Origin of the sequence: Glaciihabitans sp. dw_435, assembly GCF_018449675.1 — a bacterium.
Lineage (GTDB): Bacteria > Actinomycetota > Actinomycetes > Actinomycetales > Microbacteriaceae > Glaciihabitans.
Genome location: NZ_JAAVUZ010000001.1, coordinates 55,891 through 69,324, shown reverse-complemented (window position 1 = coordinate 69,324; position 13,434 = coordinate 55,891). Strand labels below are relative to the sequence as shown.

At 67.3% G+C, this 13,434-nt stretch carries 9 protein-coding genes; 4 read left to right on the top strand and 5 right to left on the bottom strand.

Annotated elements, in window-relative coordinates; genetic code table 11:
- Positions 1-16: 16 nt before the first annotated feature.
- Both prpB and HB677_RS00270 read right to left on the bottom strand, forming a co-directional pair.
- Entirely contained in the window at positions 17-937 is a 921-nt protein-coding gene (prpB, locus tag HB677_RS00275) for a methylisocitrate lyase (protein WP_213813658.1), read from the bottom strand.
- Between the two features lie 145 nt (positions 938-1,082).
- Entirely contained in the window at positions 1,083-1,397 is a 315-nt protein-coding gene (locus HB677_RS00270; protein ID WP_213813657.1) for an SdpI family protein, read from the bottom strand.
- A gap of 152 nt (positions 1,398-1,549) precedes the next feature.
- Here HB677_RS00270 and hrpA point away from each other — a divergent pair, with 152 nt between their 5' ends.
- From hrpA to HB677_RS00250, 4 genes are all read left to right on the top strand, one after another.
- A complete protein-coding gene (gene hrpA / locus HB677_RS00265) occupies positions 1,550-5,656 on the top strand; it encodes an ATP-dependent RNA helicase HrpA (protein ID WP_213813656.1) in 4,107 nt (1,368 codons plus the stop codon).
- 43 nt (positions 5,657-5,699) lie between these two features.
- Positions 5,700-6,872 carry a thiolase family protein gene (locus tag HB677_RS00260; RefSeq protein WP_213813655.1) on the top strand — a complete coding sequence of 391 codons (1,173 nt, stop codon included), beginning with the start codon at positions 5,700-5,702 and terminating at the stop codon, positions 6,870-6,872.
- Between the two features lie 201 nt (positions 6,873-7,073).
- Positions 7,074-8,705 (top strand): HNH endonuclease signature motif containing protein, encoded by a 1,632-nt coding sequence (locus HB677_RS00255; protein ID WP_213813654.1) that lies wholly within the window; start codon positions 7,074-7,076, stop codon positions 8,703-8,705.
- A 118-nt stretch (positions 8,706-8,823) separates the two neighbouring features.
- Entirely contained in the window at positions 8,824-9,393 is a 570-nt protein-coding gene (locus tag HB677_RS00250) for a GNAT family N-acetyltransferase (RefSeq protein ID WP_307852406.1), read from the top strand.
- A gap of 12 nt (positions 9,394-9,405) precedes the next feature.
- On the opposite strand, the gene HB677_RS00245 is transcribed toward HB677_RS00250, so the two are convergent.
- The 3 genes from HB677_RS00245 to HB677_RS00235 all read right to left on the bottom strand — a co-directional run bounded on the left by HB677_RS00245 (position 9,406) and on the right by HB677_RS00235 (position 13,430).
- A complete protein-coding gene (locus HB677_RS00245) occupies positions 9,406-10,929 on the bottom strand; it encodes an aromatic amino acid ammonia-lyase (RefSeq protein ID WP_213813653.1) in 1,524 nt (507 codons plus the stop codon).
- 150 nt (positions 10,930-11,079) lie between these two features.
- The gene (locus HB677_RS00240; protein WP_213813652.1) at positions 11,080-12,381 is read right to left on the bottom strand and encodes an NtaA/DmoA family FMN-dependent monooxygenase; all 1,302 of its coding nucleotides are present in this window, start codon (positions 12,379-12,381) and stop codon (positions 11,080-11,082) included.
- Entirely contained in the window at positions 12,381-13,430 is a 1,050-nt protein-coding gene (locus tag HB677_RS00235; RefSeq protein WP_213813651.1) for a PLP-dependent cysteine synthase family protein, read from the bottom strand. Before HB677_RS00235 ends, HB677_RS00240 begins: the two co-directional genes overlap by 1 nt.
- Between the last annotated feature and the right edge of the window lie 4 nt (positions 13,431-13,434).

Genomic DNA, 13,434 nt, shown 5'->3' with positions numbered 1-13,434 from the left:
GGATGGGTGTGGCGCGCTAGATTCCGGTGGGCACCGGCCCACCGGGCACCTGGAAGTTGAAGACTCCGGCGTCGAACGCGTTGTAGTCCTCGTAGTCGAGAAGTTCGTAGAGGCGGGCGCGGGTCTGCATTTCCGGCACGACCGGCTGCAGCGTCCCGCCGGACTTCAGCTCGTCGAGGCCGCGCTCGGCGGCTCCCATTGCCAGCCGCAGAAGGCTGACCGGGTAGATGATGATGTTGATACCGACGTCGGCGAGTTGCTGTTTCGTGAACAGCTCGCTCTTGCCGAACTCGGTCATGTTCGCGAGGATCGGCACATCGATGGCGGCCCGCACCGCGGCGAACTCCTCGAGCGTGGCCATGGCCTCGGGGAAGATGGCGTCCGCTCCGGCATCCACGAGCTGCTTCGCCCGGTCGATCGCGGACTGCACGCCCTCGAGGGCGCGAATGTCGGTGCGCGCCATGATCAGCAGGTTGGGGTCGCGGCGGGCCTGCACTGCAGCGCGGATCCGCTTGATCGCGGTATCGGCGTCCACCACGGCCTTGCCGTCGAGGTGGCCGCAACGCTTCGGATTGACCTGGTCCTCGATGTGCAGGCCGGCGACACCCGCGTCTTCGAGAGTCTGCACGGTGCGGGCAACGTTCATGGGTTCGCCGAAACCGGTGTCCGCATCCACGAGTGACGGCAGGTGGGTCATCCGCGCAATCTGAGACGACCGCTGGGCGACCTCGCTGAGCGTCGTCAGGCCGATGTCGGGGAGACCGAGGTCGGCGCTGATGACCGCGCCGGAGATGTAGACGCCGTCGAAACCCTTGTCCTCGATGAGCTTGGCCGAGAGCGGGTTGAACGCCCCGGGAAACTGGAGAACCTCGCCGCTGGCGAGCCGCGCGCGGAACGTCTCGCGCTTGGCGGCGGGGGTGGTGTCTGCGTACAACATCGGTGTCGTCCTCTCGGTGGTGCGGGGTGCTGCGTCTGTGTCGCGGTGCGGCGGGCTCCCCCGCAACGTTAGTGCTCCGTAACATCAACCGGTTTGCGTGCATCCGCGAGCGGAGATTCCGACTGGCAGGAGATATCGCTGGCAGCTACGCCAGCCGGTTGGCGCGAATCGCCGCCCACACCAGCGGAATCACGAGGGTGGCCACCGCGATCGCCGGGCCCGCGTCCCGAAGGGCGGGATCCAGCCAGCACGCCAGCACGACAATCACGGACACGGCTACCCCGACACCCGTCGGCACCACCGCGACGCGATGCCCCTCGCGCCACGAGTCGTCCGACGCGAGAACGGCCGGAATCCGCAGCCCCACGACGTGATTACGCCGGATGACCCCGTTCGAACAGAGAATCACGACCACGAACACGATAACGGCGGCGACCGCCATGATGATGACTACACCCACGCCAATCACGCTATCCGTGAGAGATCCCCAATACCAGTGGGGATCGCACTCGCCGCGACGTGGCGGGTCGTGCGCATGCGTCGATGAGCGGATGCCCCGGCGCAGCGCCCCACCGACGGTGACGGGCTCCCGAGCCTTAAGATAGAACGCTCATGACTTCCCCCGAAAATGGCCAGCCCCACGAGGGCGCGCCCACACCGAACCGGCGTCGCCGTCGACCCCGCCGCAGTTCGGCCCCCTCCGGCACCGGTGCCCCGGTGACTGCGGAACCCCGCGACAGCGCTCCTGAGAACTCGACAGCCACCGCGGAGACCACGCCTGACGCACCTCAGCCCGGTTCTCCACTTCCCGAGGGCGCACAGCAGCGCGGGTCATCCCGCAATTCCGACCACCGCCGCCCGCGCGAGGGCGACGCGACGCAGCCTCGCAACTCCGACCGCCGTCCGCCGCGCGCCACCGCCGCCGCACCCGAGACTCCCCCGCTGCCGATCGTCATCACCTACCCCGAGGACCTGCCCGTCAGCCAGCGGCGTCAGGACATCGCCGACATCATCTCCGCGAACCAGGTCGTCATCATCGCCGGCGAGACCGGCTCGGGCAAGACGACGCAGCTGCCGAAGATCCTGCTCGAGCTCGGTCGCACCAGCATCGGACACACGCAGCCCCGCCGCATCGCCGCGCACACCATCGCCGAGCGCATCGCCGAGGAACTCGGAACCGAACTCGGCGACCTCGTCGGCTACCAGGTGCGGTTCACCGATCGCGTCGGCAAGAACACGCGCATCAAGCTGATGACCGACGGAATCCTCCTCAACGAGATCCACCGCGACCGCCTGCTGCGCAAGTACGACGCCATCATCATCGACGAGGCGCACGAGCGCAGCCTCACGATCGACTTCCTCCTCGGATACCTCAAGAACCTCCTACCGCAGCGCCCCGACCTCAAGGTCATCGTGACGTCGGCGACGATCGACCCCGAGAGCTTCTCCCGCCACTTCGAGGGCGCCCCGATCATTGAGGTCACCGGCCGCACGTACCCGGTAGAGGTGCGTTACCGTCCGCTCGTCGCAGATGCGGTGGAGACGGATGACCCGGACGACGACACCTCGGCCGGTGGGGGCAACTCCGCCGCCGATAAGGACTACCTCGAGGGAATTAACGCAGCCATGGATGAACTCGGGCGCGAGTCATCCGGTGACGTCCTCGTCTTTTTGAGCGGCGAGACCGAGATCCGCGACGCGGAGGACTCGATCCGTGGCCGCAACCTGCCGCACACCGAGGTGCTGCCCCTCTACGGGCGCCTGTCGGCCGCTGACCAGCACAAGGTGTTCCAGCCGTCGACCGCCGCGGGCACCCGCCGGCGAATCGTGCTCGCGACCAACGTCGCGGAGACCTCGCTGACGGTGCCGGGCATCAAGTACGTCATCGATGCCGGAACGGCGCGCATCAGCCGTTACAGCGTGCGGTCCAAGATCCAGCGACTGCCGATCGAGGCTATCTCGCAGGCGTCGGCGAACCAGCGCTCGGGTCGGTCGGGCCGCACCAGTGCGGGCATTGCGATCAGGCTGTACTCGGAAGAGGACTTCCTGAAGCGCCCCGAGTTCACCGAGCCGGAGATCCTGCGTACGAACCTCGCGGCCGTCATCCTGCAGATGATCTCGCTGGGGCTCGGGGACATCGCGAAGTTCCCGTTCCTGCAGCCGCCGGACTCCCGCGGAATCAAGGACGGCCTCGACCTGCTCCGCGAGCTTGGTGCCGTGTCGGCGACGGGCGAACCGGAGATCACGCGCATCGGCAAGCAGCTCACGCAGCTTCCCATCGACCCGCGGCTTGCCCGCATGGTCGTGGAGTCCAAGCAGCAGGGAACCACGCGCGAGGTGCTCGCAATCGTGGCAGCGCTGAGCATTCAGGATCCCCGGGAGCGGCCGCTCGAGCGTCGCGCGCAGGCGGACGAGAAGCACGCCCGCTTCAACGATGTGACCAGCGACTTCCTCACGCTGCTCAACCTCTGGAACTACCTGGAGGAGAAGCAGGCGGAACTGTCCAGCAGCGCGTTCCGGCGCCTGTGCAAGTCGGAGTACCTGAACTACCTGCGCATCCGGGAGTGGCAGGACGTCTACCGTCAGCTGTCCCGCCAGGCGACTCCCCTCGGGCTTCACATCGGTGACGCGAGCGTGAACCCCGACGGCATCCACCGCTCGCTGCTCGCCGGACTGCTCAGCCAGATCGGCATCCGCGACGCCGTCAAGCGCGACTACGTTGGGGCCCGCCAGGTGCGGTTCGTGTTGTTCCCCGGGTCGGCCCTCGCCAAGAAGGCCCCCGCTGCCGTCATGAGCGCCGAGCTTGTCGAGACGAGCAGGCTCTTTGCCCGCATGAACGCCGCGATCGATCCGGCATGGGCCGAGCCGATCGCCGGCGATCTGCTCAAGCGCAGCTACAGCGAACCCCACTGGGAAAAGAAGCAGGGCGCGGCCGTCGCCTGGGAACGCGTCACGCTCTACGGCGTGCCAATCATCCTGAAGCGCCGTGCCCAGTTCGTGCGGATCGACCCCGCATACGCACGTGAGCTGTTCATCCGTCACGCGCTCGTCGAGGGCGAATGGCCCACCGATCCGAAGAACGACCACAACTACGACTTCGATCGCGCAAACCGAGCGCTCCGCGCCGAGCTCGCAGAGCTCGAGGAGCGCACTCGTCGCCGCGACATCCTCTACGACGACGAAGCGGTCTTCGAGTTTTACCAGCGTCGCATTCCCGAAGACGTATATTCGGTTCGGTCCTTTGAGGGCTGGTGGCGCAAGACGCGTCGGGACACCCCGGATCTCCTCACCATGACGGCCGAGGTACTCGCGGAAGACACCACCGTAGACGAGGATGAGTTCCCCACCTCGTGGCAGCAGGGCGACCAGCGCCTCTCCCTCTCGTACCGGTTTGAGCCGGGCGCCGAGGACGATGGCGTTACCGTCCACATCCCCCTTGCGGTGCTCGCGCGCCTGTCACCCGCCGGTTTCGACTGGCAGGTTCCGGGAATGCGTGACGACCTCGTTGTTGCTCTCATCAAGAGCCTGCCCAAGGCGATCCGGCGTAACGTGGTGCCCGCAAACGACTGGGCACGCAAGCTGCTCGAGGACCTCCCCTCCACAGAGCCTGAAGAGCTCGAGCAGATGCGCCTGACGGAATATCTCGCGCAGCAGATCCAACGCAAGACGTACACGCCGGTCACCCTCGACGATTTCGAGGACGACCGCGTCCCGCCACACCTGCGAATGACCTTCGCCGTGATCAACGACCAGGGCAAAGAGGTAGCGCGCAGCAAGGACCTCGAGTCCCTCAAGCTGAAGCTCAAGACCCGCGTACGGGAATCCCTCGCCGTTGCGTCGACCCCGCACGCGCTCGAGCGTGACGGCCTGACGACGTGGGACTTCGATGAGCTGCCGAAACTGATCGATACGAGGAGGGGCGGTACTGTCATCCGCGCCTATCCCGCTCTTGTCGACAAGGGCACGAGCGTCTCCATCTCGCTGATGTCGACGCCCGCCGATCAGGCGCGCGTCACCGCGGGCGGAATTCGCCGGCTGCTGCTGCTCGGGATCCCGTCCCCGCTCGGCTACGTGCGGGAGCACCTGTCGCAGACCGAGAAGCTCGCGCTGGCGACGAGTCCGTACCAGAACGTGCAGGCGCTGTTCGACGACTGCCTGGTCGCGACCGTGGACGCTCAGCTGCGCGAACACTCGTCCGGCGGACTGATTTGGACGCGCGACGAATTCACCGCTGTGCGGCAGGCCATTTCGGCCGGGCTGGTTGACTCGCTTTACGCGACCGTGACCTCCGTGACATCCGCTCTCATTGCCGCTCGCGACGCGGAGCGCGCGCTCAAGTCCGCGACGAGCATGACAGTGCTTCCGGCCCTGACCGACGCTCGTGAGCAGCTGGCCGGGCTGATCTTCCCCGGATTTATCTCCCGCACCGGCACCGTGCAGCTGCGTCACCTGACGCGATACCTGCGCGGGATCGCCGCGCGCATGGAGAAGCTGCCCACCGACGTCGCGCGCGACCGCGTGTGGATGGTCGAGGTGCAGAAATCCACAGCCCGGTACGTGGCGGCGGGCGGCAAGATTCCTTTGGCAGCGGATGCCTCGGAGCCGATCGTTCGCGTTCGCTGGATGCTCGAGGAGCTGCGGGTCAGCCTCTTCGCGCAGCATCTCGGGACCGCGGAGAGTGTCTCGGCGCAGCGCATCCAGAAGGCGCTGGCGCCGTAACTAGACCGCTTTTCGCGTCGGGAGCCCGGCGTAGGGTGGGGCCATGTCCAACGCCGTCATTGTTGATGCGATTCGTACGCCGTCGGGGCGGGGCAAGCCGGGTGGCCTGCTCTCCTTGTTTCATCCCGTCGACCTCCTGGCCACCGTGCTGCGGGAGTTGGTCGTGCGCAACGACCTCGACCCTGGCCTGATCGACGACGTGATCGGTGGGTGCCTGTCGCAGGTCGGCGAGCAATCGGTGAACATCACGCGGAACGCGGTGCTCGCTGCGGGCTTTCCGGATTCGGTCCCCGGCACCACCGTTGACCGGCAGTGCGGGTCGAGCCAGCAGGCCGTGGCTTTTGCCGCGCAGGGCGTGATCGCGGGCGCGTATGACGTCGTGATCGCCTGCGGCGTCGAGCTGATGAGCAAGAACCCGATCAATTCGGCGACGCTGGGACGCGACCCGTGGGGACCGATGGTCGCCGCGCGCTACCCCGGCGGACTGGTCGGTCAGGGCATCTCGGCGGAGCTTATTGCCGCACGGTGGAAGCTCTCGCGCGACGACCTCGACGAGTACGCCGCGCGGTCGCACCGGCTCGCGACGGCCGCTGATTTCTCGCGCGAAGTGCTGCCGATCGTCGGGTCGGCCGGTGGGTCCGGTATCGACGTGGACGAGACCATTCGCCCGGGAACCACCGTCCAGCGGCTGGGTGAGCTTCCCCCGGCATTCTTCGACGAAGGCCTCGGGACACGCTTCCCCGAGATCGACTGGCGGATTACCGCGGGCAATTCGTCACCGCTGACGGACGGGGCATCCGCTGTCCTGATTATGAGCGAGGAGAAGGCCGCGCTGCTCGGACTCACGCCGCGCGCCCGGCTGCGGCACTTCGCCGTTGTCGGATCGGACCCGGTGGAGATGCTGACGGGCGTGATTCCAGTCACGGAGCGGATTCTGCAGCGGTCGGGTTTCGGTATTGATGACATCGACACGTTCGAGGTGAATGAGGCGTTCGCGTCGGTGCCGCTGGCTTGGCAGGCGGAGATGGGTGCGGATCCGTCGCGCGTGAATCCTCGTGGCGGTGCGATCGCGCTGGGGCATGCCCTGGGATCCAGCGGCACGCGGCTGCTCACCACCATGCTCGGAACGCTGGAGCAGACGGGTGGCCAGTTCGGGCTGCAGGCGATGTGTGAGGGCGGCGGGATGGCGAACGCGACCCTGGTGGAGCGCCTGTAAGGAGACACTGCTTCTCACGGCTCCCTCCTCTCCGCACGCCCTCTTTCTTCCGCACGTCCTCCTTCTTCCGTGCGCCCTCTTTCTTTCGCGCCTCCTCTTTCTTTCGCACGTCCTCTCCTCCCCAGGCACCAAGTTTCTCCACAACTCCACCGATCAACCGAACATCCGTTTGAGCAGTCTCGTTCGGCGTTGAATTGATGCATGGCTTTCGACAAGGACCCCCACGACCCCACCGGCACCGCCGGCGGGTCCGGCGATCCTGCCGACGACGCCCGCGCGAAGCGTGCGGCCAGACTCGCCCGATTGACCCGGATCGATCAGGAGCTGGGTGCAGCGATGGACGAGATCGCCGAAGGGGAAGTCCTGATCCGACGCACGCTCGCCCGCCGCTGTGAGATCGCGGAGCGGACCCTCCGCCTGTACGAAGAACGCAACAACATCATCTCGGCCAACACCACAGGTTGGACTCCCGAGATCACGGCGAAGCGCGAAACAGCGATGGAAATCGGAGTAACGCTGCGGATTCCGGAGCCCACCGCGTCAGACCTGGTGAACCGGGCCGAAACTCTCGTCCACGAACTCCCCGCGACCCGCGCGGCGCTGACGGCCGGAAAGATCAGTTTCCGACACATGGAAGCGATCACCACCGAATCCTGGAGCATGCCGCCGGAAGGCCGCCCCGCGTTCGACGCGGCGGTGGTCCCCGCGGCGGTCGACACCACGGTCAGCCAGTTCAAGAAGCGGATGAAAGTGATCCGCGAACGACTCCACCCGATCTCCCTCGCCACCCGTCACGAGATCGCGGTGAAGGAGCGCAGCGTGTGGGTCGACAATGGCCCCGACGGAATGGCCACCCTCACCTACATCGACTCCGCGGAAAAGATCATCCCCATTTTCAACCGGATCGACAAGACCGCCCGGGCGCTCCAGGGCACCAACGAGGAGCGGACTCTGCCTCAGCTCCGCGCCGATGCCCTCGGCGACCTCGGACTCAACGGCACCCCGAGCAAGGAATACGACAAGGGCGTCGTACCGACGGTGTTGATCGCGGTGCCGGCCCTGACCGCGATGAACGAGGGTCAGGAGCCGGGAATGATGGAAGGGTACGGCCCCATCGACCCCGACACCGCCAGAAGACTCTCGGCACGAGCCCCCTCGTTCTTCCGAATCCTCACCGAACCGGAGAGCGGAGCGATCCTGAACGTGGGCCGTACCGCCTACAAAGTTCCCGCTGACCTCAAGCGATTCGTGCACCTCCGCGACGGTACCTGCCGAGGCGGGTCCGGATGCCCCGCCCCAGCCGACCAGTGCGATATCGATCACACCATCGACTGGCAGTACGGAGGCGAGACCTCCGCCGGCAACCTCGCCTGCCTCTGCAAGTCCCACCACAACTTCAAGGCGAGGTCGTCCTGGACCGTGAAGCAGATCGGCGGAGGCAGGCTGGATTGGACGTCACCGAGTGGCCGAACACACATCACCGAACCGAACAGCTTCATCGGCCCGATGCCCTTCGAAATGCCCGCCATCCTTTCGGCCAACGAGGAACCCACCCCTCCACGGCAATCGGCACCAAGCGACCCATCGGCCGTCCCCGCGTCAGCGGGTGAGGAACCAGGCCAGGACCCGACGCCCGAGATCATCGATCGACACCGGAGCCGCGAAAACGACACCTCCACCGGGTTCCACCCCGACAGGCGCGACCCGGCAAACGACGGCGACCCTCCCCGGCACCCGCCCGACCCGCCCGGCCGACCGGACACGCCAGACCCGCCCGACCCGCCCGACCCGCCCGACTGGCCCGACTGGCCCGACTGGCCCGACCGACGCTGATCCCGCGCTGGGCACGCACTGAGCACCCGCTGGCCGCCTTCCGCTCCACCTCACCGGGATGACGAAGTGTGACTCACGACAGTTTGACCGGGACCACCGGTGACCGTAGCGTCGCATCGTGACCACAGACCACACGATTCCAGTCGCCGGTGCCACCGACGCCACTGCTACAGCCGGCACTTCTGATGCCGTCACCGTGCTCTGGACCAGCGCCGACGATCCCCGCGCAGCACCGCTCGTCGCGGAGCTGTCCCGCGAGTACGACGAGCGCTACGGACTCAACGACGGCATCCCCTCCTCCGTCGAGCTGTCGCGCTACCCGGCCGAACTGTTCGCCGAGAGCCACGGTGGCGCATTCTTACTGCTGGTGCGGAACGGTGAGACGATCGCCGGCGGCGCCTTCAAGAAAGTGGATGCCACGACCGCCGAAATCAAGCGAGTCTGGGCATCATCGGCCCACCGCCGACAGGGTCTCGCCCGACGCGTCATGGCAGAACTCGAGTCCGAGGCACTGCGCCGCGGATACTCCGTCGCAGCACTCACGACCGGCGCCCGCCAGCCCGAGGCGGTGCAGCTGTACCTCGCGCTCGGATACAGCCCGCTGTTCGACCTCGACGGCGACCTCGAAGAGATCAGCTATCTGCACTTCGAGAAACGGCTCACGGGCGAGACGGCAGGAATGAGCTAGGCCGAGGGAAAACTAGCTAGCCGAAGGAAAGAGGATCCGCTCGACCGCATCCACCAGTTCCTGTGCGGAGAGTGTTCCAGCACCCGCGCCACCACCAGCATCCGCACCAGCACCAGTACCCGCGCCAGCACCCGCACCACCCGCCCGCGCCACCAGCGGCGCGAGCAGATCCACGAGCGGCTGCAACGCAGCACTGGCGACGAACGGGTCATCCGCCAGCATCACCAACTCGACCGCAGCGATCGCCTCGACCGCCAGCACCGTCCGGGTCAGCGCAGCCGAACGCTCCAGCAGTTGCAGCGCGAGCGCTGCGTTGGACGAGTGGTCCTCCACGTCCTCGGACAGGCTCGTCCCGGCGAGCGAGACCGGATTCGCCAGGTGCCGGATCTCCGCCACCATGGCCGCCGCCGAATACCAGATGAGCCCGGGAACGGTCGCCCGGGCAGAACGCCGCAGGTCCGCCGCAAGCCCCGACAGCCGTGCTAACCGGCGCTCACTGGTCACAGCCACGTGCCCGAGCGCAATGCGGAGCGTCTCGAAGCCGAGCGCGAGCCCGACGACCTGGAAGTTGCCGCCCGAGATCATCCGTCCGCTCTCGACATCGACGAGCGGGTTCTCGGTGCGCGAGTTCAGCTCGAGCGTGACGAGCGACGCCGTCTGCTCGATCGCATCCCGCGCCGCCCCGTGAACCTGGGGCGCCGAACGGAACGAGATGGGGTCCTGCGTCGAGGCCGTGCGCCCCTCACCGAGCAACGCACGCACCCGGGCTGCCGACGCGGCCTGACCCGGCGCACGGTGCGCGGCCTGCACCTCCTCGCTGAACGGCGACGGATTTCCCCCGGTGCTGTGCCCGGCGAGCGCGGTCAGTGACAGCGACAGAACGTCGTCGGCAGAGCGCAGGATGACCCGGAGATCAGCAATCACGAGAGCACCGACTCCCACGCTGTAGGCGTTACTGCTCATCACGGCAAGACCCTCGTGCGCCTGCAACGTCACCGGGGACAACCCCGCCGCGGCGAGCGCATCCGCACCGGACACCGTCTCCCCGTTCAGCAGCGCCTGACCGGTTCCGGTGGCGACGGCCGCGATCGCGGCGAGAGCGGTCAGATCGGCGGCACCCACAGACCCGGTGCGCGGGACCAGCGGCACCACGTCGCGGTTGAGCAACTGCAGGTACTGCGCGGCGAGGGCGGGAGTGACCCCGGCGCCACCCCGCGTGAAACCAACGAGCCGCGCGAACATGACGGCCCGCGCCTGTTCCCGCGAGAGAGGAACGCCGAGTCCCCCACTGCTGTTGCGGATGGTGCGTCGCTGGAACTCCTCGATGCGGTCGTTACTGACCACGATGTCGCGGCCTGCCCCGAGTTCGGTGTTCAACCCGTAGACCGGTTTGCCCTCGGCCAGCACCGCGTCGACCACCGCGCGCGACGCGGCAAGATCCAGCTCGACGACGCGGGCGAAGGACACCCGTTGTTCCGAGCGAGCGACAGCCGTGACATCCGCTATTTCGACAAAGGCACGACTCAAAACGCTCATGGTTAGAAGTATGAGGGGTCGGGGACGGGGTCAGTGGTGGGGTCAGCGGGCGCACGGGTCAGCACGCTGCGCGGTGCCGGCGCACTCGCGCTCGCGCTCGTCAGCACGCTGCGTGATGCCGGCGACGGTCGCCCGCTGCCCAGCATGCCGCTAGAAGTCCGTCAGGTTCGCGCGCAGTCCGCCATCGCCGAGCTCCGTGCGCAGCAGACCGCGGCGACGCAGCGCCGGCACCAGCGGATCGAGCGTGCGGTGCACGTTCGCCGGGTGCACCTGTCCGGTGAACAGGAACCCGTCTCCGCCGACCGCCTCGCTCAGCTCACCGAGGTGATCGGCGATCTCGTCCGGGGTGCCGATGATCGCCAGCCCGTCCTTGTTGGCCCGCGCCTGCAGGATCTCCCGCAGCGTCGACCCGGCCGGCGCCGACTTCACAAAGTTGTCGAGCGTGCCCTGATTGCTGTTGGTGGTCAACTCCGGTAGCGGCGCATCCAGTTCAAACTTCTTGAAGTCGACCCCCGAGAGGTACGACACTCCCTGCAGCGCCTCGTCGATGGCGGCCTGGGTGAGCTGCGAACGATGAGCGCGAGTGGATGCCGCCTCCTCGGCGTTCGCCGTCACGATCGGGTTCACCACGAACAGCACCTTGAGGTCGTCCGGATTGCGGCCATTGCGGACGGCGACGGCGCGCACCTCCTCGCGATGCGCACGCATCCGCTCGGGGGTGCTGGCCAGCGCGAGGATCACATCCGAGTTGCGCCCCGCGAAATCCTGCCCCTTGCCCGACGCACCGGCCTGCACCATCACGGGCTCACTCTCGAGCGGCGCCGTGTTGAGCGGACCCCGCACCTGGAAGAACTCGCCCTTGTGATCGATCGTGCGCACCTTGGTGAAGTCGGCGAAGACTCCACCGGCCGCGTCCTCGACGATGGCGTCGGCATCCCAGCTGCGCCAGAGGGCACGCACCACCTGCACCCACTCCTCGGCGCGGTCGTAGCGCAGGTCGTGGTCGATCTGCTTGTCGAGCCCATAGTTCTGGGCGGCGAGATCGCTGCCGCTCGTCACGACGTTGAAGCCGAGCCGTCCATTCGCGAAGTGCTGCAGTGTCGCCAGCAGCCGTGCCGCCGTGAACGGCTCGTAGAAGCTCGCGCTCAGCGTCGGAACGATACCGATCTTCTCGGTGGCCGCCAGGAGGTAGGGCACGAGCGGCAGCGGGTCATGCTTGGGAACGAATCGGGCAGCGGCGAGGTTGACCTCGGCCGACCCACCGTAGGTATCGGGCACGGTGACGCCGTCCTCGATGATGAACAGGTCGAGACCGGCTGCCTCGAACACGCGCGCGGCGTCCTGGTACACAGGCGGCTGCTTCCAGTCATAACCGACGCCGTACGTCGGGTCGCCCCACCCCTGCACGCCGAACCCGGCACCGAGGAACCAGCCGAAGTGCTGCAGTGCCATCAGTCCGACGATCCGTCCGCGAAACCGTCCGCGTTCATCCCCGAGGACTCGATCCACTGGTCGTTGAACGCCTTGCTCAGGTAGTTGCCGCCGCCGTCGGGCGCGATCACCACGATCACGGAGCCCGGCTCCGCCGTCGCCGCCACCTCGAGGCCCGCCGCGATCGCGAGTCCGGACGAGGGGCCGAGCAGCAGGGCTTCCTCCGCTGCGAGGCGACGCACCGTGTCGTAGACGATTTGATCCGGGATGACCCGGACCTCGTCCGTCACCGTCGGGTCGAAGATGCTCGGCCAGTTCGATTTCGGCCACCGCGTGCCGACGCCATCGACGACGATTGTGCTTGCATCACTGCCGCTGTAGGTGGAACCCACGGGATCGGCACCGATGACACGCACCTCTCCGGCACTGATGTCCTTGAGGTACCTGCCACCGCCGGTCACAGTCCCGCCGGTGCCAATACCGGCCACGAAGTGCGTGACCGTTCCCGCGGTCTGGCGCCAGATCTCGGGACCGGTGGTCGTGTAGTGGGCCGCCGGGTTGGCAGCGTTGTCGTACTGCGAGGAACGCCAGGCACCGGGAGTCTCCGCCGCGATGCGGTCGGCCAACGCGCGGGCGTTGTTCGGGTCGTCCGGCCCCGCTTCCCAGTCCGCCTCGACCAGCTGGGCGCCATACGCCGCCAACACCGCACGCTTCTCCGCGGAGATGAATGCGCTGTGGATGATGATGACCGGATGACCCGTCAGGCGTCCGACGAGTGCAAGACCGATTCCGGTGTTGCCCGAACTCGACTCGACGATCGTCGCGCCGGGGGCGAGCTCGCCGTTCGCCTCGGCCGTGCGCACCATGTGCAGGGCGATGCGATCCTTGGCGGAACCGCCGGGGTTGCGACTCTCGAGTTTCACCAGCACGCGGGCGTTCAGGCCCTGCGTGAGCGAGTGCAGCTCGACGAGGGGCGTGTTGCCGATGAGGTCCGACACGGAGGAGAGGACCTCCGGCGTCGGGGTGGGGAGCTGCGCAGGAGTGGTCGCGCGCTCGTCGAGGTATGTCATGCGG